The sequence below is a fragment of the Allobosea sp. genome (assembly GCF_035944895.1).
Taxonomy (GTDB): Bacteria; Pseudomonadota; Alphaproteobacteria; order Rhizobiales; family Beijerinckiaceae; genus Allobosea.
The window spans coordinates 486,996-511,071 of the sequence record NZ_DASZAT010000005.1 but is presented as its reverse complement, the minus strand read 5'-3'; the positions used below and the strand labels follow the sequence as shown (position 1 = coordinate 511,071).

Sequence of the window (24,076 nt, the reverse complement as noted above, 5' to 3'; positions counted from 1 at the left end):
TCAGGCGGGTTCGAAATTCGGGCCGCGCTTGGCCTTGGCGAGCGCCGTGCCGAGCGCTTGCGCAAAACCCTCGCGCTCCCCCGGCGACAGCGCGGAGGCGACCACGGTGCGCTGGCCGCGCGAAACCAGCGAAAGCTCGAGCAGGCCGTAATCCTCGTCATCCTCGCGCTCGAGCTTGGTCCAGGCGGGGTTGGAGCGCCAGATCTTCTCACGGCCGTGATGCGAGACCTTGCGCGACAGCACCTCGAGCGGCGTCACGACGATGCGCTCGAAGGCGCGGGCCGCATTGAAATTGACCTTGAAAGCGATGAACAAGGCGAGGATGTCGAGGCCGAAGAAGCCGGCGACCGGCCAGGCGCCAAGCACCATGAAGGGGATCGACGCGGCGACGCTGGTCAGGCAAACCAGCGTCATCACGGTCCGGAAGCCGTTCTGGCCGAGCGAGCGATGCGGCGTGATCGTCGCATCGAAGACCGGCTGTTCGGCCGCTTCAGTAACGTCATCTGAATTGGACTTGCCCAAGGTCATCCGCGAATTATAACGCGGCAATGCCCGCGCCGAACAGCCAAAAACGCCGCAGCCCACCGTCGAAGCGGATCACGAATCCGAAGCCGCGCAGCGCCGCCGAGATCCACGAGATCTTCAGCCGCTTCCGGCAGCAGAGACCAGAGCCCAAAGGCGAGCTCGACTATGTCAACGCCTTCACCCTGCTGGTCGCCGTCGTGCTCTCGGCGCAGGCGACCGATGCCGGCGTCAACAAGGCGACGAAGCGACTGTTCGAGCTCGCCGATACGCCGGAGAAGATGCTCGCCCTGGGCGAAGACCAGGTGCGCGAGCTGATCAAGACGATAGGGCTCTATCGCAACAAGGCGAAGAACGTGATCGCGCTCTGCGAGAAGCTGATCGCCGAGTTCGGCAGCGAGGTGCCGACCGCGCGTGAGGCGCTGGAGAGCCTGCCCGGCGTCGGCCGCAAGACCGCGAACGTCGTGCTCAACATCGCCTTCGGCGAGATCACCCATGCGGTCGACACCCATGTCTTCCGCGTCGCCAACCGCCTGCGCATCGCTCCCGGCAAGAACGTGCTGCAGGTCGAGCTCGGGCTGGAAAAGGCGGTGCCGACCGAGTTCGGCCGGCACGCGCATCACTGGCTGATCCTGCACGGGCGCTACACCTGCAAGGCGCTGCGCCCTGTCTGCGAGACCTGCGTCGTCGCCGATCTCTGCGATTCCGCGGACAAGCGGATCGCTTGAGCGCTATCAGTTGATGGCGAGACGCGCCTGCTTGATGATCCCGACCCAGCGGCGCGACTCCGCATCCATCATCGCCGCGAACTCCTCGGGCCTGTTACCGATCGGCTCGGCACCCTCGTTCTGCAGGCGTTCGCGGATGAGCGGGCTGTTGATCGTCTCGACCGTCGCCTGGCGCAGCCTGGCCGCAATATCCTTGGGCGTACCCTTGGGCACGACGAAACCGTACCAGGCCGTCGCCTCATAGTCCGGCCAGCCGCTTTCGGAGACCGAAGGCACCTCCGGGAAGAGCTTGGCGCGTGCCTTGCCCGTCACCGCCAGCGCCCTGACCTTGCCGCCCTCGATCAGGCCGAGCACGGAGGGCACGGTGGTGATCATGAAGTCGCTGTTGCCGGCGAGCAGATCGGTCAGCGCCGGGCCGGCGCCGCGATAGGGCACATGCACGGCCTCGAACTGCGCGGTCTGCGCTAGCAAGATCGTCGCCAGATGGCTGGCGGAGCCGTTGCCGGCCGAGCCATAGGTCAGCTTGCCCGGGTTCTTCTGGGCATGGCCGACCAGTTCGGCCAGCGTCTTGTGCGGCGAGGTCGGTGCGACCACCACGACGAGCGGCGCCGCCGAGATCAGCGTCAGCGGGTCGAAGGCGGTGAGCGGGTCGACCCGGACATTCTTGAACAGATGCGGATTGACCACCATCGGGCCCTGATTGGCCATCAGCACGGTGTAGCCATCGGGGGCAGCCGACGCCGCCTGGGCTGTGGCGAGATTGCCGCCGGCCGAGCCGTTGTTCTCGACCACCAGCGACTGGCCAAGCCGCTCGCCGACGCCCTGCGCGACGAGGCGCGCGATCGCGTCCGTGCCGCCGCCGGCAGCATAGGGCACCAGAAGCTTCATCGGCTTGTCGGGAAAGGCGGCCTGAGCCTGAGCGAACTCAGGCAGGCAGGTGCTGGCCGCGGCGGCCGCGATCAGGCTGCAGAGATGGCGGCGCGTGATCGTCATGGGTCAGTTCTCCTCCCGTTTCCGCCCTCTCTGCAAGTGCGAGGATCGCGCTGGCGGGGACGATGACGTTTCCTTCGAAGATGCGGCGCGCGGTGCGCACCAGGCTTGCGCGGACCACCTGCCCGGCGGCGTCGAGCGCAAGGTCGACCTGGATGGCGCCGCTCGGATGCTCGACCGTGACCAGCGAGCCGATCTCCGGGCCCAGCATCTCGGCGGCGACGCTGCCGGCGATCCGGCTCGCCGCGGCGACGCAAAGCGCCCCGGTGACGGCATGGCTGCGATGGCAGCGGTCCGGCGTGAAATAGCGCGAAGTCAGGCTGCCGCCCCGGCGCGCGGGCGAGAGCACGCCGATCTTGGGAATGACGCGCCCGGCGACATCGCCGAGGCCCATGCGGCGCCCGGCCTCGCGGCGCAGCTCTTCCAGGCGCGCCAGCAGGGCGGCATTGGCATCGAGCTCGGCCGGCGTCTCGTCGCCGGCAAGGCCGAGATCGGTGGCCCGCAGCAGCAGCATCGGCGTGGCGTAGTCGATCAGCGTCACGGGGACGCCGTCGATCTCCTCGCGAGCGCGGCCTGTCGGCAGCAATGCCCCGGTCTTCGAGCCGACCGCTTCGAGGAAGCCGAGCTTGATCGGGGCGGCGGTGCCAGCAACCCCGTCTATCGCGATCGCTCCGTCATAGGCGACGACGCCGCCCGGTGTCTGCACGGCCGCCTCGATCAGCGCGCCGGTGTTGCGGTTGTGGATGCGCACCAGCGTCTCGCCCTCGAGCGCCGGCACCAGGCCGGCCTCGATCGCGAAGGGACCGACGGCGGAGAGCATGTTGCCGCAGTTCGGACTGAGATCGACATGGGCGCGCTCGACCGCGACCTGGGCGAAGAGATAATCGACATCGGCATCGGGCCGGCTGGAGCGGCTGACGATCGCGACCTTGCTGGTCAGCGAGTTGCCCCCGCCAAGCCCGTCTAGCTGCAACATGTGCGGCGAGCCCATCGCGGCAAGCAGGACGCGATCGCGCGCCGCTGGATCGGCCGGCAGGTCGCGCTCCAGGAAGAACGGGCCGCGCGAGGTGCCGCCGCGCATCAGCACGCAGGGGATGCGCAGAGCCTGAGCATGCGGAAGCTGGAAGGGAGCGGACAAGGGCGTCACCCGGCGTTTGGCGATGCCTTGTCTTCCCAGATCGAATAATCGCTGTGAAATGCAGAGATCGGCGCTATTGATACGCTATGAGCATCAATTTCGAAGCCCTCGACCTGCGCGCCTTCATCTCGGTGGTCGAGCTCGGCGGCTTCCATCGCGCTGCCGAGGCGCTCAACATGTCGCAGCCGGCGCTGAGCCGGCGCATCCAGCGGCTGGAGAACGCAGTCGGGGCAGCACTATTGGAGCGGACGACCCGCCGGGTCGCGCTCACCATGGTCGGGCGCGAGATGCTGCCGCTGGTCCGGCGCATGCTCGACGAGTTCGACTCATCGATCTTCGCCATGCGCGATCTCGGCAGCCGCCGGGCCGGACTGATCGCGCTCGCCTGCGTACCCACGGCCGCCTTCTACTTCCTGCCCTCGGTGATCGCGCGCTTCCAGGCGCAGTACCCGAACATCCGCTTCCGCATCCTCGACCTCTCGGCCAATGACGGGCTGGAGGCGGTGGCGCGCGGTGAGGTCGAGTTCGGTGTCAACCTGATCGGCGGCTCCGATGCCGAGCTAAGCTTTGAGCCGCTTATCGACGACCCTTTCGTGCTCGCCTGCCGGCACGATCATGCGCTGGCGGGGACATCGTCACTGGGCTGGAGCGACCTCGAAGGTCATCCGCTGGTCACCGTCAGCCGCAGCAGCGGCAACCGCGCCATTCTCGATGCGGCGCTGGTCAAGATCGGGGTCAGGCTCGACTGGTCGTTCGAGGTGACGCACCTCTCGACCTCGCTCGGCCTGGTCGAGGCCGGCCTCGGCATATCCGTGCTGCCGAAGCTGGCGACGCCGGGCGCGGACCACCCGATCATCGTGACGCGGCCGATCCGCGACCCCGAGGTCTCGCGCACGATCGGCGTGGTCAGGCGCCGCGGCGTCAAGCTGGCGCCGGCGGCAGAGCGCTTCCTGGAGATGCTGCTGGGAACCTGGCGCGGGCCCCTGCCCGCTCCGCAGTGAAGCTCAGCCGAAGACCCAGAGCCCGGCGAGGCCGGCGGAGCCGACGATGATCCGCCACCAGGCGAACGGCGTGAAACCGCGCTTCGAGACGAAATCGAGGAAGCTGCGCACTACGATCAGCGCGGCAATGAAGGCGGTGACGAAGCCGATGCCGATCAGGGTGAGATCGTTGCTCGTCAGCTCTTTGTAGTTCTTCAGAAGGTCATAGGCGAAGGCGCCGGCCATGGTCGGCATCGCCAGGAAGAAGGAGAACTCGGCCGCGGCCCGCTTGTCGGCGCCGAGCAGCATCGCGCCGACGATGGTCGAGCCCGAACGCGAGACGCCCGGCACCATGGCCAGGCACTGGATGAAGCCGATCTTGAGATACATCGGCAGCGGGAATTTGGTGGCGTCGTGATGCTTCACCTCGAGCTCCAGCTCGTCGACGACGAGGAGGACGAGGCCGCCGGCGATCAGCGTGCAGCAGACCAGGAACGGGTTGAACAGCACGCCCTTGATGAAGCCATGCGCCAGCGCGCCGATCACCGCCGCCGGCAGGAAGGCGACGAGCACGCCGAGGACGAAGCGCCGGGCAGTGGGGTCGCTCGGCAGCCGCAGAGCAATATCGAGCAGGCGGCGGAAATAGACCAGCAGGATCGCCAGGATCGCCCCGAGCTGGACCAGGATCTCGAAGGCCTTGCCCTTGGATTCGAAGCCGAGGAAATGTCCGAGCAGGAGCAGGTGGCCGGTCGAGGACACCGGCAGGAATTCGGTCAGCCCCTCGACCACGCCGAGCACGGCGGCGACAAGAAGGTCATGCATGGGAGGGTCCTTCCGAGCCTTGCGGGTGCGGCGCAACAAAAGCCTGCCGAACGCGTTAAAGCTATGGCGCAGGGTCTTTGCAAATTGGTTACCAGACCGGCAAGGATTTCTGCGCAATCCGCCGCTTCACCCGGTCCCGGGTTGTTAGGCTTAGCCGGCAGGCCTATACGGGGGCGCTCTATTGCGCTGCATCAGCGCCGGCCTACCTCATCCGAACCGTCCTCAGTTCCAGTAATCGATGGCCACGCTTTACCATTATACGCTCTGTCCGCATTCGCGCTTCATCCGGCTCGCGCTCGGCGAGTTCGGCCTCGACGCCACGCTGGTCGAAGAGCGCGTCTGGGAACGGCGGCGCGAGTTCCTCGAGCTCAATCCGGCCGGGACGACCCCGGTGCTGCGCGAGGATAGCGGCCTCGTCGTGCCCGGCCCGGGACCGATCGCCGAGTATCTCGACGAGACCCGCGGGCTGGCGCTGGCCGAACGGCGCCTGCTGCCGGAGGGGCCCGGCGGACGCATCGAGGTGCGCCGGCTGCTCGACTGGTTCAACATCAAGTTCAACGAGGAGATCACCGGTCCGCTCGTGCTGGAGAAGGTGATGAAGCGCTTCATGAGCCGGGATGAGGGCGGCGGCCCGCCGGAGATGAGCGCGATCCGCGCGGCGCGCGGCAATGTGCGCTATCATCTGCGCTACATCGCCTGGCTGACGGCGAAACGGAACTGGCTCGCCGGCGACAATCTGAGCTATGCCGATCTCGCCGCGGCGGCGCATCTCTCCTGCGTCGACTATCTCGGCGACGTGCCCTGGGACGAGGATGAGGCCGCCCGCGCATGGTATGCGAGGATCAAGTCCAGACCGAGCTTCCGGCCGCTGCTGAGCGACCGGATTCCCGGCATGGCGCCCTCGGCCCATTACGACGACCTGGACTTCTGAGCCCCGACAAGCTCAAGGCCGCGATCGCCGCGCGCGCCAAGGCCGAGGGTTTCTCGGTGATGCGCGTCGCCAGCGTCGATGCGATTCCGGAAGCACCCGCGCGCCTCACCGGCTGGCTGGAGGCCGGCCATCACGGCGACATGACCTGGCTGACGGAGCGCACGGCGGAGCGTGCCGATCCGGCAACCCTGTGGCCGGCTGCCCGCTCGATCGTCATGCTCGGCATGAGCTATGCCGGCGAAGGCGATCCGCTCGCCGTCCTCGAACAGCGCGACCGCGGCGCGATCTCGCTCTATGCCCGCCGCCGCGACTATCACGACGTGATCAAGGGCAAGCTGAAGAGCATCGCTGGCGTGCTGGCGGCACGCGGCGACGCCGAGGTCAAGGTCTTCGTCGACACCGCCCCGGTGATGGAAAAGCCGCTGGCGCAGGCCGCCGGGCTCGGCTGGCAGGGCAAGCAGACCGTATTGGTCTCGCGCCAGCATGGTGCCTGGCTCTTCCTCGGGGCGATCTACACCTCGGCCGAACTGCCATCGGACGAGCCGGAGCGCGACCATTGCGGCTCCTGCACGCGCTGCCTCGACATCTGCCCGACCAAGGCCTTCCCGGCGCCCTACCAGCTCGATTCGCGCCGCTGCATCGCCTATCTCACCATCGAGCATCAGGGCCATATCGAGCCCGAATTCCGCGCTGGGATCGGCAACCGCGTCTTCGGCTGCGACGATTGCCTGGCCGTCTGCCCCTGGAACAAGTTCGCGGAAGCCTCGCATGTGACGCGCCTGGCGCTGAAGGGCGAGCTCGACGCCCTGCCGCTGACCGATCTCGCCGCGCTCGACGATGCCACCTTCCGCGCACTCTTCGCCGGCACGCCGGTGAAGCGCACCGGCCGCGACCGCTTCATCCGCAATGTCCTGATCGCGATCGGCAACAGCGGCGATCCAACATTGGCCAAGAGCGCCGAGGCGCTGCTCGACGATCCCTCGCCCTTGGTGAGGGCGATGGCGGCCTGGGCACTTTGGCAGCTCGTGCCCAGCCGCGCCGCGGAACTCGCGCCGGCACGCCTCGTGCGAGAAACCGACCCCGAGGTCAGGGCCGAATGGGCTCAGCCTTCCCCGAACCAACTGGTATCAGCATGAAGCTCGTCATCTTCGGCCTCGGCTATTCCGCCGGGTTCTTCGCGCGCGCCGCCCTGGCCAAGGGCTGGGAGGTCACCGGCACGGTCCGTTCGGCCGAGAAGGCCGGCGAGCTCAGCAAGCAAGGGCTGCATACGCTGGTCTTCGGCGGCTTTGCGGTGTCGACGCCGCTCGCCAAGATCCTTGCCGAGGCGGACGCAGTGCTGGTCTCGGCCCAGCCCGACGAAAACGGCGATCCGGTGCTCGGTGCTCTGGCTGAGAAACTCGCGGTGGCGGAGAAGCTGCGCTGGATCGGCTATCTCTCGACCATTGGCGTCTATGGCGACCATGGCGGCGCCTGGATCGACGAAACCGCCGACTGCCGGCCGACCAGCCGACGCTCGCGGCAGCGGCTGGAGATCGAGCAGGACTGGCTCGCCTTTGGCGAGCGCAGCGGCAAGCCGGTCCAGATCTTCCGCCTCTCCGGCATCTACGGCCCCGGCCGCAACCCGATCACCAAGTTGAGGGCCGGCACCGCCACCCGGCTGGTCAAGCCCGGCCAGGTCTTCAACCGCATCCATGTCGACGACATCGCCGGCGTGCTGATGGCCTCGATCGAAAAGCCGCGTGCGGGAGCGATCTACAACGTCACCGATGACGAGCCGGCGCCGCCGCAGGATGTGGTCAGCTTCGCTGCCGAGGTGTCCGGGCTCGCCCCGCCGCCGGAAACCCCGTTCGATCCCGCAAAGCTCTCGCCGATGGCTGCAAGCTTCTATGGCGAGAACAAACGGGTCTCGAACGCGCTGGTGAAACGCGAACTCGGCTATGCCTTCCGCTATCCGGAGTATCGGCAGGCGCTGCGCGACCTCGCTGCCGCCGGCGGGTAAGTCCGAATCAGGCAGCGTAGCGCCCGGCCTCGCCGTCGAGATATTCGAGATAGCGCCGGTCGATCGCCGCGACCGGCAGGATGACGAGGATGTCGGTGGTGCCGAACTGCCTGTCAATCACGGCGCCGGAGCCGAAGCGGGCCCCTAAGCGCAGATAGCCCTTCACCAGCGGCGGCAGGCATTTCAGCGCGAGCTTTGCGTCGACCATGCCGGCCGGTAGCCGGTCCATCGCCACATGCCGATCGGGCTGCGCCACGACGCGCCAGTCGCCCTGGGCGGTGGCGTGGTGATGGATGAAACTGAGCGGCAGCGCCAGCAGATCGGGGTCCGTGCCGTCCAGGCTGGCGCAGCCGAACATCGCGTCGATGCGGTGATGCCGGCAATAGGCCCAGATGCCGTGCCAGAGCAGCTCGACCGTTTTCTTGGTGCGATAGGGCTTCAGCACGCAGGAACGGCCGAGCTCGAGGAAGCGCAGATCGGGATGGCGCGCCAGCAACGGCGCGATGTCGAATTCGGACTGGGTATAGAAACCACCGAGCTTGGCCACGGCCTGCTCGCGCATCAGCCGGTAGGTGCCGACGACCTTGGGCTTGATCCCACCGAAGCGGCCACGCGCGGCATGGTCGATGACAAGGAGATGATCGCAGACGGCATCGAATCGGTCGGCGTCGCGGCGGAACATGCGCGAGATGACATCGGGCTTGGCCGACATCTCCTGGTAGAATACGCGGTAGCGCAGGCGCTGCGCCCGCCAGATCTCGCGCGGGCCACGCGCCAACCGGACCTCGAGCGTGCCGGAGCGGCCTAGCGTGCCGAAAAGAGCGTCGGCGCCGGGGAAAGCGAAGCCGCCAAGCTGCTTGCCGGCCGCCAGCAGGTTCGAGGGGGAGAAACGCTGCAACAGGGCCTGACCGGCGAGCTTCTGCTTTGCCGGCTGACGGGAACCCTGAAAAACGTCGTGCGTCATGGACGGTCTGGCCCCTGCGATCTCAGATCGGCGCATGACAGCTCTGCGCCGACCGTCTTACGGGATCGCGACAAAACTACGTCACTGTGATGACGAAGCCAACCGCCTGTGGAGCAAACCCGGCTCAGGCCGACAGCATTTGCTCCGTTCGCAGCTGCGAAAGCCGCTCGATCCAGCCGCGCAGCTGCTCGCGCGAAAGCGGCTTAGCCAGGCAATCATCCATGCCGGCGGCAAGCGCCTCGCGCCTGTCCTCCTCCGCCGTGTTTGCGCTGACGGCGACGATCGGCAGCCGGGCGTGACCTTGCGCCTTCTCGGCCGCACGGATCCGCCTGGCGACGCCGAGCCCATCCAGCACCGGCATGCGGACATCGAGCAAGGCAAGGTCGAAACCGGCCGACCGGCCGGAACGGGCCTCTTCGGCCAGGCGGACGGCCTCGCCGCCATCATGCGCCCAGACCGCGATGCAGCCGAGCCGCTCCAATGTGCGGGTCAGCAGCAGCGCGTTGATCTCGTTGTCCTCGGCGACGAGGACCCGCAGGCCCGCGGCGGGTTTCTCCGTCGAGGCATCGGCGGCAGGCACCGCGCCGTCCCCGCCCTGCGAACGCCCGACCGGATCGAGCCGCACCTGCAGCGAGCGCGCCCTGACCGGCTTGACGAGGAAACCTGTGAAGCCGGCGGCATAAGGCGAGCCGAAGCTGCGGCGCTCGGCCGGCGCCAGCAGGATCACGATGTCGGCGACGCCGGCGTGTCGCGCCGCGGCTGCAACAGCCTCGACCTCACCGCCCGGGAGATTCCGATCGACAAGCACGGCGGACAAAGCCGAATCACCGGCGAGCATGGCGAGAGCCTGCGCATGATCTGCGGCCCGCAGGACCTCAGCGCCCGTCCGTTCGAGGCAGACAGCGATATGGCCGGCACTGAACGGCGCAGAGGATGCGATCAGGATACGCCGGCCCTGCCAGGCCGGCGAGGCAGGGCGCGCGGCTTCGGCAGTGTCCACTCGCAGTGGCAAGGCCAGCCGGAACAGTGCGCCGCCGTCCGCGCGATTGCTGGCTTCGATGTCCCCGCCCATGGCGCGGGCGATCCGGCGTGCGATGGCGAGGCCGAGACCGGTACCGGCCTGGTCGCGATGGCCGGTCATGCCACCCTGCTCGAACTCCTCGAAGATCGTCGCCAGGCGCTCGGCAGGAATGCCCGGCCCGGTATCGGCGATGGCGACGACGAACTGACCAGCGACAGCATCGGCCTCGATGCCGACACCGCCCGCTTGCGTGAACTTCACGGCATTGCCAACGAGATTGAGCAGGATCTGACGCAGGCGCTCGGCATCGCCGAGGAGCCTTCCAGGCAGCTCAGGCCCGAGCAAAGTGGAGATCTCGATGCCCTTCGCCTGGGCGCGCGGCGCCATCAATTCGGTGACGTCCTCGATCAGCGCGACGGGATCGAACGGCGCGTCGGTGAGTTCGAGCTTGCCGGCCTCGACCTTGGCGAAGTCGAGGATGTCGTCGACGAGGCCGAGCAGCGCCTCGCCCGAGCTTCTGAGCGCCTTGACATAGGTCGCCTGCTCCGGGTCGAGCCTGGTGTCGCCGAGCAGGTCGGCCATCCCGAGGATGCCGTTGAGAGGGGTGCGGAATTCGTGGCTGACGGTCGCCAGGAAGCGCGACTTGGCGGCGCTCGCCTCCTCGGCCCGGCTGCGCGCTTCCTCCAGTGCCGTTTCAGCTGCGATGCGCCCGCTGATCTCGCGGCCGACCCGCTGCAGCACGGTCTGCCCGGCGGCGACAGGGACGACCGTCTCGACCCAGGAGAGCCAGCGCTCGCCCTCTTGCGTCTCAATGCATTCGTCGACGACGCGGGCGCCCCCCGGCAGGGCCTGCACCGGCCTGGCGCTGCGCACGCGCGGCTGCTCGACGCTGCCGACGGCCTCCGCTTCGCTCTTGCCGATCAGCGCCGCATAGGCGGCGTTGGCATAGACGATCCGGCCCTCGCTGCGGCGCACGATCAGATCGCCCTGCGCCTCGATCAGGCTGCGATAGCGTTCCTCGCTGTCGGCAAGCACCCAGAGCCGGTCGCTCAGTTTCTCGACATCGGCCGTCAGCACCCTCGCCTGCTGCGTGACCTCACGCCGCTCCCGCAGCAGCCGGATCGCGACCACGGCACAGGCGACCGCCACGGCGATGGCGGCGCCGGTCAACAGGATAGGAAAGGACGGCAGCTCGATCATGCCATCCCATCTATCACGCCCCCTCTTGAGAAAGAGTTCGCCCTACCGGCGAGGATGCCGGATGGTTTGAATGGTTTCGTTAACCTTTCGTCAGGCGGCAATCCTTCGTCAGGCAGCCTGTGCGGCCTGATCGATGCGCGAGCGATAGGACAGCGCCTCGGCGAGGTGGATGCGCCCGAGCTGATCCTCGCCATCGAGATCGGCGAGCGTGCGGGCGACCTTGAGCACGCGGTGATAGCCGCGCGCCGTCAGCCGCATCGCCTCCGCAGCACTGCGCAGCAGCGCAAGCCCGGCCGCATCCGGCCGTGCGATATCGTCGAGCAACGCAGCAGGACAGCGGGCATTGGTCGTCCCGCCGGGAAGGCCGAGCGCGGCATAGCGCACCGACTGGCGAGCGCGTGCCGCAGCGACGCGGGCGGCGACCTCGGCCGAGCCTTCGGGCGCTGCGGGCAGGATGAGATCGGCCGCCGTCAGGGCCGGAACGTCGATGGTGATGTCGATCCGGTCGAGCATCGGGCCGGAGATCCTGGCCTGATAGCCCGCCATGCAGCGCTCGTTCGGCTGGCGGCGGCAGGCATAGCCCGGCTCGGTCGCCTTGCCGCAGCGACAGGGATTCATCGCCGCGACCAGCTGGAACTTCGCGGGATAGGCGGCACGGTGATTGGCACGCGAGATCAGCACCTCGCCGGTCTCCATCGGCTGGCGCAGGGCATCGAGCGCCTGCGCCTGGAACTCCGGCAATTCGTCGAGGAAGAGCACGCCATGATGGGCGAGCGAGATTTCGCCGGGCCGGGCCTGCAGGCCTCCTCCGACGAGCGCCGCCATCGAGGCCGAATGATGCGGGGCGCGGAAGGGGCGCCGGTCGGTCAACTTGCCATCGGCGAGATGGCCGGCGACCGAGAGCACCATCGAGACTTCGAGCAATTCGCGTGGATCCAGCGGCGGCAGGATCGAGGGCAGACGGCTCGCCAGCATCGACTTGCCGGCGCCGGGCGGCCCGTTCATCAGCAAGTTGTGGCCGCCGGCGGCAGCGATCTCGAGCACGCGCTTGGCGCTCTCCTGGCCCTTGATGTCGCGCAGGTCGGGCAGCGGCCCGCTCTGGCGGGCGACGGCCGGCTCGGGCCGCGCCATCACCTGCGTGCCCTTGAAATGGTTGGCGAGCTGGATCAGCGAACGCGGTGCGAGGATGTCGAGATCGCCGGCCGCCCAGGCCGCTTCCGGCCCGCTCGCGGCGGGGCAGATCAGCCCCTGCCCTCGGCCATAAGCCGCGATCGCGGCCGGCAGGACACCGGCAACCGGCGCAATCGAACCATCGAGGGCAAGTTCACCGAGCACGGTGTAGCCGGCGAGCGCATCTGCGGGAATCGCGCCGATCGCCGCCATGACGCCGAGTGCAATCGGCAGATCGTAATGGCTGCCTTCCTTCGGCAGGTCGGCCGGAGCGAGGTTGACGGTGATGCGCTTGGCCGGCAAAGCGAGCCCCGAAGCGATCAGCGCAGCGCGGACCCGTTCCTTGCTCTCGCCGACGGCCTTGTCCGGCAGGCCGACGAGGATGAAGGCGACGCCGCCCGGCGTGACCTGGACCTGGACATCGACGGCCCGCGCCTCGATGCCTTCGAACGCCACCGTCGCGACCCGCGTCACCATCCAAGCCCACCCCAGCCCCGCGCAATGACGCTAGCGGAAGCGCGCCAGGGTTGCAAGAACATATAGAGAACTCACATGCTGATCACGACAACAGCATTGGTGGCGATCATCTACAGCAACAGGACCGGCGGGCGGTGACCAGGCCCATCAAGATGCTCACCGCCGCGTGACGATGCCGATCACCGGCTTGGGTGCCGCACCGAGCCAGAGGAGCAGCAAGCCGAGCAGCAACCCGGCCGCTGCGGTCGGCACCTGCAGCACATGGACCAGCACTGGGTCCCAGAGCATGGGATGGATGTTGCGCTCGACGGCCGGCTGCAGCTGACGGAAGCGCTCGCCGAGAAACGTCAGCGCGGTCTCGCCGAGCGGCGTGAAGCGCAGGGCCGAATTGGCGATCGAGCGCGCGCCATCGGTGAGCAGCGCGACGAAACCGCCGGCGACGAGGAGGTAACCCAGCACCCTGACGAGAAACCGCAAGCCTTCCCCCATCCCATCACAGCCGGCGCCGCAAATGCCCGACGACCTGCCGCGGGCGCATCTGCATGTGTCCCCTCGCCCGCGAGCATGCAACGACAAAGGACAATTGCACGCAACCCTGTGCAGCCGATGGCTTTAGGCCTTGAAAGTCGCGCGCATGGACGCCATAAGCAGCGCGCCGGACAGGTGGCCGAGTGGTTGAAGGCGCACGCCTGGAAAGTGTGTATACGGGAAACCGTATCGCGGGTTCGAATCCCGCCCTGTCCGCCAGCAATCCCCTAAGGGGTTGATTTTCCTGATGATTTAAAAAATTCAAAGGCTTGCAGTGGCTTTGTCGATCTGCCAGCCCTGCGCATCCCGGCGGTGGCGCCAATAATCGGCGAAGCGGCCGCCATTCGCGATCAGCGTCTCGCGCATACCTGTTTCCACGACGTGCCCGTTCTCGACGAAGACGATCCGGTCGGCATGCGCGATCGTTTCCAGCCGATGCGCCACGATCAGGACGGTCCGCTGGCCGAAACCGTTTAGCGCAGCCGCGACCGCCGCTTCGTTCAAGGTGTCGAGCCCGCTCGTCGCCTCGTCCAGCAGCAGGATCGGAGCGTCCTTGAGCAGCGCGCGGGCAATGCTGACGCGCTGGCGCTCGCCGCCCGACAATGCGCCTCCGCCTTCGCCGACCGGCGCGCCCCATCCGCCCAGCCGGGCGACGATCTCGTCCACGCCCGCTGCAGCCGCGGCCGCGCGCAATTCCTCTTCGCCGGCCCGCGGCCTGGCGATCCGGATGTTCTCGGCGATGCCGCCTTCGAAAAGCTGGACGGTCTGGAAGACGATGGCGAGCTGGTCCATCAGCGTGCCCGGCAGATAGCCGCGGACGTCCTGGCCACCGACACGGACTTCGCCGACATCGACATCGTGCAGCCGCGCGACGAGCGAGAGGATCGTGCTTTTACCCGAACCGGACGGGCCGACGATCGCGGTCGTGGTGCCAGCCGGAACCGCGAAGGAGATGCCGTCCAGAATCCGCTGTCCATTCGCGCTGAAGCCGGCATTGCGAAATTCGACAGCGGGGGCCTCTGGGCGAGCATCCCGTTCCGGCTTCGATTGAGCGGGCACATCGAGAATGGCAAGCGTGCGCCTGGCCGCGCCATGCGTCGATTCCAGCGCGGGAAACAGCTCGGCGAGCGTGTTGAGCGGCTCGAGGACGCGCAGCACCACGACGATCAGCGCGACCGTGCGGGCAGGGTCGATCGCCCCTTCTGCGAACATCAGCGCCAGGACGGTGACCATCGCCAGGAGCGTCGCCTGCATGGCGAGCGAGAAGGCCAGCGTCCCCGGCAAGGTGAACCAGAGGATGCGCAGGCCGTTGCGCCTTTGCGCGTCGATCGCCTCGCCGAGCGGGGTGCCGGCCGCTCCAGTCCGCCCCGCCGCGCGCAGGACGAGCTGCGAGCGGGCGAATTCCTCGGTGCGCGCCGCCGCCTCCTCCGACGCCGCCGCGTAATCGGCCTCGGCCCGGCGCATCAGCCGGCCACCGAGCAAGAGCGCGCCGAACAGAAGCGGGACGGCGAGCAGCGTCGCAAGCCCCAGCGGCCAAGCGACGAAAAGAAGCCCCAAAGCGACCGCCGGTGGCAATGCGAGGCAGATAGAGGCCTGCGTCATGAGATTGACCGAGCTGGCGAACAGCTCGGGCACGGCGCCGGCCAGCGCCTTCTTGGCCTGCGCCTGCCGCTCCGCGCCGAACCAGCCGATCGGCACGGCGAGCAGATGGTCGACGAGGCGCCGGTTCATCGAGGTCATCATCGCGAAGCCGAGATCGAAGGCCCGGATTACGAGATGGCGCTCAAGCGTCCAGCCCGCGACGACGCTCGCGGCGAGCGCCACGAGCCAGGGCAAGGCTGCACGCGGCTGCGGTGAGAAAAGCTCACCGAGCAGCGGCACGAGCAGCAGCGCCGAAGTGGCGCGCAGACAGGCCGCCACGATCACCAGCAGCGCGTAGGGCACCAGCCGGGGCCGAGCCTCCGGCGGCAGCAAAGCCTGGACGATCATGCCTGTTTCCTTTCGCCCGCCTGCCAGAGGTCCCGATAGAGGCCGGGCCGATTCAGCAAGTCCTCATGTCGGCCGCGCTGGACGATGCGGCCTGCCTCCATCACGGCGATGCAATCGGCATGCATGACCGTGTGGAGCCGGTGCGCGACGACGAGCACGGTGCGCCGGCCGATCAGCGCGCCGAGCGCCTGCTGGACGAGATGCTCGGATTCGGGGTCGGCGAACGCCGTCGCCTCGTCAAGCACGAGGATAGGCGGGTCGGCGAGCAGCGCCCGGGCGATCGACAGGCGCTGCGCTTCGCCGCCGGACAGGCGCGCATCCTCGCCGACAACGCTGTCATAGCCACGCGGCGCAGCAAGGATGCGCTCGTGGATCTGCGCGGCACGCGCCGCAGCCTCGATCTCCGGCAAGGTCGCGCCGGGCCTGGCCAGGGCGATGTTCTCCCGTAGCGACGCTTTGATCAGCTTGACGTCCTGGAAGACGAAGCCGACGGCGCGTTGCAGCGTCTGCGGCTTGAGTTCGCGGATGTCGATCTCGGCGTCGACGGCCATCAGGCGGACAGCGCCGCCGGTGACGTCATGGAAGCGGCCAGGCAGTCCCGCCAGCGTCGATTTCCCGGCCCCGCTCGGGCCGACAAGGGCTGTCAGCGTTCCGGGCTGGAGAACGAGGTCGATGTCCTGCAGCACCGGCTTGCGCGGCTTGTAGCTGAAGCTCACGCTGTCGAAGCGCAGGCCGAGCGGGCCTGGCGGCAGCTCTCGCGAGGAGCGGCGACGGTCGAGTTCAGCCTCCTCGAGCAGCACACCGATGCGCTGCGCCGCCTGCCTGGCTTCCCGTACCGGCACGAAGCCGTACATCACCGACATGATCTGCGCGCCGAAGGCCGTGCCGAGGAAGAGGAATGGCAGCAGATCGGCCGGCGCCATGCCGCCCGACAGAATGCGCCAGCAGCCGGCGGCGGTGATCAGCAGAAGGAAAGCCGGCGGCTGGATCGCCAGCTGCGAGGCGACCTTGCGCCCGGCCATCGGGCGCTGCCAGCCATTGAGGAAGCCGGCCTGCCCTTCCAATGCCGTCCGCAGGCCCCGGCCATCGCCGCCGAAGACGCGCACCACCGGCAGGGCTTCGACGAAAGCGCTGGCGGCCGCGTTGGCGCGCTTGGTCCAATTCGCGAACTCGACCAGCTTGTCGGCAACGCCGCGCATCATGTGGCTGAACAGCGCGACGAAGGCGATCAGCGGCAGGAACAGCATGCCCGCAAGGCCGGCATCGACCGTGAACAGATAGGTGATGACGGAAATCGGCGTGACGATGCCGGCGACCACATCCGGCACGGCATGGGTGACCATGTAGTGCAGCCGGCCGGCATCCTCCTGCACGGCTTGATGAACTGCCGCCGCATTGCGGTCGGTGAACCATCCGAGCGGCAGTCGCGCCAGCTTGGCGACCATCGACAGGCGCAGCGCGTGTCCAAAACGCGCATCGACCGCATGCAGCCAGAGCATCAGACCCGCCGACAGCATTGCTGCAGCGCCATAGAGCCCGACAGCCCACAGGATCAGCGGCGACAGGGCCTCCCAGCTCTTCTCCCCGGCGAGCAGCCGCCGTCCGAGCTCGGCGAGCAGGACCAGCGGGGCGAGCTGCATCAGCGAGATCAAGCCCTGCAGCAGCCCGGCGGCGCGCAGCGTCCAGCGCAGGCCAGCCAGGAGTTCCTGCCCACCTTGCGAGCGCCAGCGCGGGCGCGGCCCGGCCTCGGCTCGTGCTGCGATCGGAACCGGCGCCGCGGCGGGCGTTTCCTCCGCCGCGCCCGGCTGGTTCGATTGCTTGCGCAGCCGCATCGCCTTGCCGTGCATCCAGTAGGCGGTGTGCTTGATGTCGGCGAGCGGGAAACCGTGCGCGCGGTTCAGCGTCGCCCGCAACTCCTTGACCGCATCCTTCTCAGCCGCAGCCCAAGCATACCAGTTTGACCAGTCGCGAACGGGAACGGCGGCTGCCAGCGCTCCGGTGCCGGGCCCGGTCCACAGCACCTCGGCGCCGGGATGCCCAGCGATGGGGATGGCAGCGTCTCCCGGGAGGTGCGCCTGCAGGATCACGACGACCGGCGCTTCCGGCGGCAGGACTCCAAGAATCGCGTTGATCGCCGGGATCGCCGCGGGGTCGCCCATCAGCAGATAGCCTTCCGGATTCTCCGGCGGCTCGAATTTGTGGAACATGTAATAGGAGGCGGTGATGGTGTCGCCGGGCTTGGCCGCGGCGGCCCAGCCCGAGGCCGGCCCCATTGGCCGATGCAGGACGAAATCAAAGCTCACCTCGCCGGTCGAGGCATCGGGCTCGACAAGGGTGTAGCCGCGCTGGTGAACCTTGCCGGGCTCGACTGGATCTGGCGCCCAGAGCCGGATGTAGCTCGCCGTCGGGGTCTCCCGCCCATCGATCATGGTCGGTGCTGAGAAGCGGATACGGCGGAAGGCCGGCGTGATGTCAGTGACCGAGAGCACGGTCATGACATGGTCGGTCGCCCCCAGGGCCTTCATCATCGTCTTCTGGAATCCGGCCGCCACGTTCGAACCTCCGCTTGTCGGGCGCTGCGGTGCATAGGCTGGATCGGGCTGTCAAATCGTGGGCGCCAGCCACTCGATTATGTAATTGAAAATATCTACGGGATGCGAAATTCCAAATTTAAGCCGATTGAGTCATGTACTATTTTCTATTACATTGTCATTCGAACTAGGCGGTCGACTAATACATGATATCGCCAATTATTATCATTCCAGAAAGCTCGAATTCCTATGGCATTGCAGAACTTAGTCCCCGCCGGCGGCATGACCACCTCCGATCTGGTCAGGCTTGGCGCCGAGTTCTCACTGGGCGTGCACCCGGTCGATGCAACGCCGCCGACGCTCGAAACCCCGATCTACACCGGGCGGGTGCTGGCACATGAGGCGCAGCCGGGGTTGATGCTGACGGCCAGCGACGTCACCTATATCTGCGATCAGAACCTCACCATTGATCTTGAGCCCGCACTCCTCTGTGGAATCATGCTCCACGGCGAGGGGGTCGAAACCGAGGTCGTCGGCCATGGCCGCATCGTTCGTCCGCCTGGTCGCGCCAACCTGATGGGGTTCGGCCGGACAGTGCGTTATCGCAGCCCGATGACCTCAGGGCGGCGGTTCCGCACGGCCGGCTTCATCCTGAAACCGTCCTTCTTCGAGCGTTTCGGCCCGGATATGGCCGATGACGGTCTCGCCACGTTGCACGAGTTCATTTCCGGTGAGTTCCGCGTGGAGACGCTGGGGCGCTCAGCGCGCCTGCTCGAGATCGCCCGCTTGTGCCTCGATCATCCCTACAACGGCCGGCTCGGCCAGCTCTTCCTGGAGAGCAATGCGCTGGCCTATGTCGTCGAGGTCGCCGAACTCCTGAAGCAGGAGCGGCGGCTGATGGCGCTGCTCGGCCGCCGCCATTACGAGCGTGTGCTGGAGGCCCGCGAAATCCTGGATTCAGATCTGGTCAACACACCGAGCAGCCTGCAGCTTGCTCGCAGGGTCGGCGTCAACGTCACGACCTTGCAGGCCAATTTCAAGACGGTCTTCGGCACGACGATCTTCGGCCATGTCCGCGACCAGCGGCTGCTGATGGCGCGTGTCCTGCTTCAGGAACACGGCTTGAGCGTGGCACAGGCAGCCCATCGCGTCGGCTTCGCCAGGCCGTCGGCATTCAGCACGGCCTATAGAAGATATTTCGGCCGCTCGCCGCGCGACGAGACCAGGTAAAATAAAACAGCAAAAATCAGTTTAGAGATGATCTAACAAATATTTGGCTTTGCGAAGGTTTTTCGAGTTCATTCGATAGTTCCGACGTGGCGACCTCAGGCGCCGCACCTGTATGGATCGCTCCAGGCTTTTGCGAATCTGGGGCGACGATCATGGACAGGGCTGCTCGGTCGAGCGTGTTGGGCGGAACGTCGATCACTCTCCTCGCGGTTCTCGGGCTCGCCGGGCCAGCGGTGGCGCAAGCGGGCGGTGAGACCATCCAGCTCGACATGATCACCATCACCGGAACCAAACGCCCGCAGGCCGACGCCAACCTGCCGATGGCAACGACGGTGCTGACGCCGGAAGCCGTGCCGCCATCGTCCCTGGATCCGATCGCCGATGTGGCGCGCCAGTCGCCGGGCACGAACTTCATGGATTTCGGTCGCTTCGGCGAGAGCTACATGACGATGCGGGGCGTCGGCACGCTCGGCACCGCGTTGAACTCGCTCGACAGCGTGATCGGCCTGTCGGTCGACGGTGTGCCGACGACCCTGTCGGCGATCAGCTCGCCCTTCCTCGATGTCGAACGGATCGAGGTCCTGCGCGGGCCGCAGGGCACGACCTTCGGCCGCAACGCCTTCGCCGGCGCGATCAATGTCGTCAGCACGCCGGCCGACGGCAAGCGGGAATTCCGGGTCGATGCAGAGGCCGGCACTCATGGCCACGGCTTCGTCCAGGGCACGGCCGGGGGCTGGCTGATCCAGGACAGGCTCGCCGGGCGCGCCTCCGTCCGCGTCCAGAACTTCAACGGCGATATCCCGAACGTAGTGATCGGCGGCAAGGAGGGCGGCGCCCGTCTCGGTGCCGCCCGCGGCACGCTGCGCTTCACACCGGACGATACGCTCACCGTGGACATCACCGGCGGCTACACACGCGACACCAGGCACAACTCCGCCTTCATCCTGCGCGAACAGCCGAACTATCCGGCCAGCGGCATCGACATCCGCCCGCGGAACCGCCAGGAGATCGCCAACGGCTCGCTCAAGGTCAGCAAGCGGTTCGAGCCCTTCATCCTGACCTCGACCACGAGCTATCAGGACATCAAGCTCAGCAATCTCGGCGATTTCACCGACTCGCTGCTGTTCAGCAAGGCGACTGGCTTCCCGGCCTTCGTCTTCAACAACCCCTTCGCCGACAAGATCTACTACGAGGACCGCGAGCGGATCTTCAACCAGGAGATCCGGCTGAACTCGCATGAGGGCTCAGCCGTGCAGTGGGTCGTCGGGGCGAGCTATTTCCGCTCCGACTACCAGACTCACCGGGTCTACGGCACCGCGTACTCGCCGACCCTGAACGGCACCTTCGACAACAAGATCGCTAGTGAGACGCTCGCCGGCTTCGCCGACGCGACGGTGCCGCTCGGCCGCGGATTCGATCTGTCGGGCGGTCTGCGGATCGCCCATGACCGGCAGAAGTTCAGCGGCAGCTATCTCTCGAACGGCTTCCCCGGCACCGTGCCGTCCCTCGTCCAGCGCAACGACTTCGACGACACCTATCTCACCGGCCGGCTGGCCTTGTCCTATCACTGGACCGACAAGGTCATGAGCTATGTCTCGGCGGCGCGTGGCTATGCCTCGGGCGGCTTCGAGAAGACGGCGACCTTTGCCGGCTTTGGCCTGGTATCGACACCGTTCCGGCCGGCCAAGTCGTGGGCCTACGAGCTCGGCACCAAGGCGGAGATCGCCGACGGCGTGCGCGTCAATGCCGCGCTGTTCTACAACGACGTCAAGGACGGCCAGCTGACCGGCTTCGATCCGGCGACCTTCCTGCCCTTCCTGACCAATCAGGCCTTCCGCAGCTATGGCCTCGAGGGCAGCGTCACTGCGCGGCTGGCCGAAGGATTGGAGCTGACGGCCGGCGGCGCCTGGACCAAGTCGCGCATCGTCGACGTCACGCTGGCTTCGCTCACCTCGGGCGTCCGCGCCGGCAACGAGGTGCCGCAGGTACCGACGTTCACCGCCAATGTCGCCTTGTCCTATCGCGTCGCCGCCGCGCCTCTGGGATTGCCCGGCTACTTCAACGCCCGTGCCGAATATCAGTTCGTCGGCAGCCGCTACAGCGATGTGCAGAACAGCCCGGGCGCCAAGCTGGAGGCCTACCACATCGTCAACGGCCAGGTCGGCTGGGAGAAGGACAATTTCAAGGTCTACGCCTTCGGCAGGAACCTGCTTGACGAGCGGCCGCTCTCCTATGGCTTCACCTACGCGCCGGGAGCAACTGTGGCCTATGTCGGACGCGGCCGCGTGATCGGAGTTGGGACGACCGTGACCTGGTGAGCCCTGGGAAAGCCTTGTCTGCCGCCGAAAGCGAGCAATGCCGCTTGGCGCGAGGGGCAGACTTTGGGACATCGCCGCAAGAGCGGACGTCTGCGCCGGGCGGCACTCCCTTGTCGCAGACCTGCGCAGCGAAGGCGGTCAGGATCATCGGCCGGGCACGGCGCCGATGATGCCAAGTGGGGCGGCGAGGAAGACCAGGACGAGACGCGAGACACTCTGCAACTGCACCATCCGCACGGTGAGCATCAGGACCAGCATCAGCGTGAACAGCTTGAAGATGGACAGGTTGGCTTTAAAGGCTCGGCGGAATCTGCAAGTCCGCGGTCACGCGTCGAGCAGCGCGATCTCCTTCTTGATCGCCTTGAGAAAATAGCGTCCGAGCCAGCGCCGCGGCATATGGCGCAGAGCGATGTTGCGAACATGGAAGGCCTCAACGGGAAGAAACTGAAGGCCCGCTTTCGCGAGCAGTTCGGCTCACCGATCTATGCCTTCCTGCAGCGCGCCCGCCTCGATCGCGCCCGCACGCTGATCGAGGGCGGCAATCTCGGCGTGACGGAGGCGCGTTCCAGGTCGGCTACTCCAACCCCAGCCATTTCGCCCGGCTGTTTCGGCGCGAGTTCGGGATCGCGCCGAGCTCGGCGCACGGCAGGGCCAGCTCGGGAATTTGAGGCCTGCGGTCCAGCCGCGCCGGCACCCGCCCGGTCTCAGTCCTTCTTGAAGGCCGGAACGATCATCGGTGTGCTGGCCAGAGGGTCCGGAATGACGACGCAGGACACTCCGAAGACCGCTTCGATCAGTCCGCCGGTGACAATCTCGGCCGGGCTGCCTCGCGCATGGATCGTCCCATCCTTCATCACGACGAGATGACTGGCATAACGGCCGGCCTGGTTGAGGTCGTGCAGGACCGCGACGATCGTCTTTCCCGCCCGGTTCAGCGTCCGGCAGAGTTCCAGCACCTCGATCTGGTGGGCGAGATCGAGGAAGGTCGTCGGTTCGTCCAGCAGCAGGAGATCGGTTGCCTGGGCGAGCGCCATGGCGATCCAGGCTTTCTGACGCTGCCCGCCGGACAATTCGTCGAGGCGGCGCGCCGCGAGATCGGCAACGCCGGCTGCCGCCATGGCGTCAAGCACGGCAACCTCGTCATCGGCCGACCAGCGGCTGAACAAGCCACCATGGGGGTGGCGTCCCCGCGAAACGAGTTCCCTGACGGAAATTCCGTCGGGCGTCTCGGCTCCCTGCGGCAGGACAGCCAGCCTGCGGGCGCGTTCGCGGTGGCTGAAATCGGCGATGGCGCGTCCGTCGAGCAGGACGCTGCCGCCGGAGAGTTCGTGCAGACGGGCGAGCGTGCGCAGCAGGGTCGACTTACCGCAGGCATTGGGGCCGACGATGACTGTGAAGCCTCCGCGGGGAAAGGCCAGATCGAGCCCGCGCAAAATCTCCCTGCTGCCGTGGCCGGCACGCAGGCCGCGCGCTTCGAGGGGGGCGGTTGTGGTCATGACTCGGCACCGCGCCGCAGCCTGCTCCGCAGCAGCAGGACGAAATAGAGGCCGCCGAGGCAGGCGGTGACCGCGCCGACCGGCAGCGAGCGTGGCGCGAACAGGAGGCGCGCGACACAGTCGCTGCCGAGCAGGAAGAGCGCGCCGAACAAGGCTGAGGTCGAAAGTGGCAGCCCGGCACTGCCGACGAGCCGGCGTGCCGCATGCGGGGCAATCAGCGCGACGAAGCCGACTGGCCCGGCGATCAGAGTGGCTGCGGCAGTCAGGCACAGGCCGGTGAGGCCAAGGCGCAGTCGCGCGGGGCCCGCCGGCTCGCCCAGTGACATCGCCTTGTCGTCGCCGAGCGCAAGCGCAGCCATCGTGCGGCGGCAGGCCAGCCCCAATGGCAGCAGCACGAGCAGGATCGCCGCTCCGATCGCGAGGCGGCTCCGATCGACACCGGCGAGCGCACCCTGCTTCCAGCTCGCCGCGATCAGGGCGGAATCGAGCGGGGCGGTGAAGATCAGCCAGTCGTTCAGGGCGGTGAATCCGGCGCCCACCGCGATGCCGATCAGGATGAGGCGGTTGCGCTCGACATGGCCGCCGCCGGCCGCGGCATAGACGATGAGCCCGGCGAGAAGCCCGCCAGCGAAGGAGGCCAGCGCGACGATCGAGGCCGCAGCCCCGGCCAGCATCGCCAGGATTGCGCCGGAGAAGGCTCCTGCATCGAAGCCGATCACATCCGGGCTGCCGAGAGGATTACGGAGCAATGTCTGGAACAGGGCTCCCGCCATGCCGAGCGCGGAGCCGGCGCAGAGTGCGGCGAGGATGCGCGGCAGCCGCCAGTCGAGCACGACGAGCTGCACCGGAGCTGCCGCGTCTCCCGCCAGCGCGCGAGCGGCATCGGCCAGCGAGACCGGCATGGTCCCGAGCGTCAGCGCGAGCAAGCCCAGGCCGACGCACGCCACTGCAAGACCGAGGTCGATCGCCAGGGCGCGGCGGGTGGTGCACGCATCGCGGCATGACCCGGCCTGCGCCGGAACCTCAGAGGCCAGCGGCATCG

19 protein-coding genes, 1 tRNA gene and 1 pseudogene are annotated in these 24,076 nt (G+C 67.4%); 9 read left to right on the top strand and 12 right to left on the bottom strand.

All coding sequences use genetic code 11. The features are described 5' to 3' along the window. On the bottom strand, positions 1-528 hold the full coding sequence (locus tag VGV58_RS04760) for a DUF2244 domain-containing protein (RefSeq protein WP_326872831.1): 528 nt from the start codon (positions 526-528) through the stop codon (positions 1-3). Here VGV58_RS04760 and nth point away from each other — a divergent pair. Beyond that, positions 504-1,250, top strand: a complete 747-nt coding sequence (nth, locus tag VGV58_RS04755) for an endonuclease III (RefSeq protein ID WP_414643906.1) — start codon at positions 504-506, stop codon at positions 1,248-1,250. The genes VGV58_RS04760 and nth overlap by 25 nt on opposite strands. 6 nt (positions 1,251-1,256) lie before the next feature. On the opposite strand, the gene VGV58_RS04750 is transcribed toward nth, so the two are convergent. Together VGV58_RS04750 and VGV58_RS04745 are read right to left on the bottom strand one after the other, a co-directional pair. Then, positions 1,257-2,243 carry a Bug family tripartite tricarboxylate transporter substrate binding protein gene (locus tag VGV58_RS04750; protein ID WP_326872829.1) on the bottom strand — a complete coding sequence of 329 codons (987 nt, stop codon included), beginning with the start codon at positions 2,241-2,243 and terminating at the stop codon, positions 1,257-1,259. Further along, positions 2,176-3,378 (bottom strand): 4-oxalomesaconate tautomerase, encoded by a 1,203-nt coding sequence (locus VGV58_RS04745; protein ID WP_326872828.1) that lies wholly within the window; start codon positions 3,376-3,378, stop codon positions 2,176-2,178. Before VGV58_RS04745 ends, VGV58_RS04750 begins: the two co-directional genes overlap by 68 nt. Positions 3,379-3,464: 86 nt before the next feature. Between VGV58_RS04745 and VGV58_RS04740 the strand changes: the two genes are divergently transcribed. Then, positions 3,465-4,379, top strand: a complete 915-nt coding sequence (locus VGV58_RS04740) for a LysR family transcriptional regulator (RefSeq protein WP_326872827.1) — start codon at positions 3,465-3,467, stop codon at positions 4,377-4,379. 3 nt (positions 4,380-4,382) lie between these two features. Here VGV58_RS04740 and VGV58_RS04735 read toward each other — a convergent pair whose 3' ends face one another. Then, a complete protein-coding gene (locus VGV58_RS04735) occupies positions 4,383-5,180 on the bottom strand; it encodes an undecaprenyl-diphosphate phosphatase (protein ID WP_326872826.1) in 798 nt (265 codons plus the stop codon). Between the two features lie 238 nt (positions 5,181-5,418). Between VGV58_RS04735 and VGV58_RS04730 the strand changes: the two genes are divergently transcribed. Genes VGV58_RS04730 through VGV58_RS04720 form a run of 3 tightly spaced genes read left to right on the top strand, consistent with a single transcriptional unit; the run spans position 5,419 to position 8,110 of the window. Further along, positions 5,419-6,111: a glutathione S-transferase family protein gene (locus tag VGV58_RS04730; protein WP_326872825.1), complete on the top strand. Its 693-nt coding sequence runs from the start codon at positions 5,419-5,421 to the stop codon at positions 6,109-6,111. Beyond that, entirely contained in the window at positions 6,009-7,247 is a 1,239-nt protein-coding gene (gene queG, locus VGV58_RS04725) for a tRNA epoxyqueuosine(34) reductase QueG (RefSeq protein WP_414643863.1), read from the top strand. Before VGV58_RS04730 ends, queG begins: the two co-directional genes overlap by 103 nt. Beyond that, positions 7,244-8,110 (top strand): SDR family oxidoreductase, encoded by an 867-nt coding sequence (locus VGV58_RS04720; protein ID WP_326872824.1) that lies wholly within the window; start codon positions 7,244-7,246, stop codon positions 8,108-8,110. Before queG ends, VGV58_RS04720 begins: the two co-directional genes overlap by 4 nt. Positions 8,111-8,117: 7 nt before the next feature. Here VGV58_RS04720 and olsB read toward each other — a convergent pair whose 3' ends face one another. The 4 genes from olsB to VGV58_RS04700 form a co-directional block, all read right to left on the bottom strand. Further along, positions 8,118-9,074: a l-ornithine N(alpha)-acyltransferase gene (olsB, locus tag VGV58_RS04715; protein ID WP_326872823.1), complete on the bottom strand. Its 957-nt coding sequence runs from the start codon at positions 9,072-9,074 to the stop codon at positions 8,118-8,120. 124 nt (positions 9,075-9,198) lie between these two features. Further along, the gene (locus VGV58_RS04710) at positions 9,199-11,295 is read right to left on the bottom strand and encodes a response regulator (protein ID WP_326872822.1); all 2,097 of its coding nucleotides are present in this window, start codon (positions 11,293-11,295) and stop codon (positions 9,199-9,201) included. Positions 11,296-11,403: 108 nt separating this feature from the next. Beyond that, on the bottom strand, positions 11,404-12,942 hold the full coding sequence (locus tag VGV58_RS04705; RefSeq protein ID WP_326872821.1) for a YifB family Mg chelatase-like AAA ATPase: 1,539 nt from the start codon (positions 12,940-12,942) through the stop codon (positions 11,404-11,406). 156 nt (positions 12,943-13,098) lie between these two features. Then, positions 13,099-13,419 carry a hypothetical protein gene (locus VGV58_RS04700; protein ID WP_326872820.1) on the bottom strand — a complete coding sequence of 107 codons (321 nt, stop codon included), beginning with the start codon at positions 13,417-13,419 and terminating at the stop codon, positions 13,099-13,101. A gap of 180 nt (positions 13,420-13,599) precedes the next feature. Here VGV58_RS04700 and VGV58_RS04695 point away from each other — a divergent pair. Then, positions 13,600-13,689 (top strand) — tRNA-Ser (locus VGV58_RS04695). A gap of 42 nt (positions 13,690-13,731) precedes the next feature. Here VGV58_RS04695 and VGV58_RS04690 read toward each other — a convergent pair. Both VGV58_RS04690 and VGV58_RS04685 read right to left on the bottom strand, forming a co-directional pair. Beyond that, positions 13,732-15,459, bottom strand: a complete 1,728-nt coding sequence (locus VGV58_RS04690; protein WP_326872819.1) for an ABC transporter ATP-binding protein — start codon at positions 15,457-15,459, stop codon at positions 13,732-13,734. Then, complete coding sequence (locus tag VGV58_RS04685; RefSeq protein WP_326872818.1) at positions 15,456-18,011, bottom strand: ABC transporter ATP-binding protein/permease; 2,556 nt, start codon at positions 18,009-18,011, stop codon at positions 15,456-15,458. The genes VGV58_RS04690 and VGV58_RS04685 overlap by 4 nt, the downstream gene beginning before the upstream one ends. Positions 18,012-18,272: 261 nt before the next feature. On the opposite strand from VGV58_RS04685, the gene VGV58_RS04680 reads away from it, so the two are divergent. The 3 genes and pseudogenes from VGV58_RS04680 to VGV58_RS28840 all read left to right on the top strand — a co-directional run. Beyond that, a complete protein-coding gene (locus VGV58_RS04680; protein ID WP_326872816.1) occupies positions 18,273-19,220 on the top strand; it encodes a helix-turn-helix transcriptional regulator in 948 nt (315 codons plus the stop codon). A gap of 152 nt (positions 19,221-19,372) precedes the next feature. Next, positions 19,373-21,538 carry a TonB-dependent receptor gene (locus VGV58_RS04675; protein WP_326872815.1) on the top strand — a complete coding sequence of 722 codons (2,166 nt, stop codon included), beginning with the start codon at positions 19,373-19,375 and terminating at the stop codon, positions 21,536-21,538. Positions 21,539-22,107: 569 nt separating this feature from the next. Beyond that, positions 22,108-22,206, top strand: a pseudogene (locus tag VGV58_RS28840) (AraC family transcriptional regulator); the annotation flags it as partial. A 36-nt stretch (positions 22,207-22,242) separates the two neighbouring features. Here VGV58_RS28840 and VGV58_RS04670 read toward each other — a convergent pair. Both VGV58_RS04670 and VGV58_RS04665 read right to left on the bottom strand, forming a co-directional pair. Beyond that, positions 22,243-23,034 carry an ABC transporter ATP-binding protein gene (locus VGV58_RS04670; protein ID WP_326872814.1) on the bottom strand — a complete coding sequence of 264 codons (792 nt, stop codon included), beginning with the start codon at positions 23,032-23,034 and terminating at the stop codon, positions 22,243-22,245. Further along, positions 23,031-24,074, bottom strand: coding sequence for a FecCD family ABC transporter permease (locus tag VGV58_RS04665; RefSeq protein ID WP_326872813.1), 1,044 nt, complete (start codon positions 24,072-24,074; stop codon positions 23,031-23,033). Before VGV58_RS04665 ends, VGV58_RS04670 begins: the two co-directional genes overlap by 4 nt. Between the last annotated feature and the right edge of the window lie 2 nt (positions 24,075-24,076).

Bases quoted from the DNA above. Each gene is read 5' to 3' on its own strand.
- VGV58_RS04760 (WP_326872831.1), bottom strand. From the start codon at position 528: ATGACCTTGGGCAAGTCCAATTCAGATGACGTTACTGAAGCGGCCGAA.
- VGV58_RS04750 (WP_326872829.1), bottom strand. From the start codon at position 2,243: ATGACGATCACGCGCCGCCATCTCTGCAGCCTGATCGCGGCCGCCGCG.
- VGV58_RS04740 (WP_326872827.1), top strand. From the start codon at position 3,465: ATGAGCATCAATTTCGAAGCCCTCGACCTGCGCGCCTTCATCTCGGTG.
- VGV58_RS04735 (WP_326872826.1), bottom strand. From the start codon at position 5,180: ATGCATGACCTTCTTGTCGCCGCCGTGCTCGGCGTGGTCGAGGGGCTG.
- VGV58_RS04730 (WP_326872825.1), top strand. From the start codon at position 5,419: ATGGCCACGCTTTACCATTATACGCTCTGTCCGCATTCGCGCTTCATC.
- queG (WP_414643863.1), top strand. From the start codon at position 6,009: ATGGTATGCGAGGATCAAGTCCAGACCGAGCTTCCGGCCGCTGCTGAG.
- VGV58_RS04720 (WP_326872824.1), top strand. From the start codon at position 7,244: ATGAAGCTCGTCATCTTCGGCCTCGGCTATTCCGCCGGGTTCTTCGCG.
- olsB (WP_326872823.1), bottom strand. From the start codon at position 9,074: ATGACGCACGACGTTTTTCAGGGTTCCCGTCAGCCGGCAAAGCAGAAG.
- VGV58_RS04710 (WP_326872822.1), bottom strand. From the start codon at position 11,295: ATGATCGAGCTGCCGTCCTTTCCTATCCTGTTGACCGGCGCCGCCATC.
- VGV58_RS04705 (WP_326872821.1), bottom strand. From the start codon at position 12,942: ATGGTGACGCGGGTCGCGACGGTGGCGTTCGAAGGCATCGAGGCGCGG.
- VGV58_RS04690 (WP_326872819.1), bottom strand. From the start codon at position 15,459: ATGATCGTCCAGGCTTTGCTGCCGCCGGAGGCTCGGCCCCGGCTGGTG.
- VGV58_RS04680 (WP_326872816.1), top strand. From the start codon at position 18,273: ATGACCACCTCCGATCTGGTCAGGCTTGGCGCCGAGTTCTCACTGGGC.
- VGV58_RS04675 (WP_326872815.1), top strand. From the start codon at position 19,373: ATGGACAGGGCTGCTCGGTCGAGCGTGTTGGGCGGAACGTCGATCACT.
- VGV58_RS04670 (WP_326872814.1), bottom strand. From the start codon at position 23,034: ATGACCACAACCGCCCCCCTCGAAGCGCGCGGCCTGCGTGCCGGCCAC.
- VGV58_RS04665 (WP_326872813.1), bottom strand. From the start codon at position 24,074: ATGCCGCTGGCCTCTGAGGTTCCGGCGCAGGCCGGGTCATGCCGCGAT.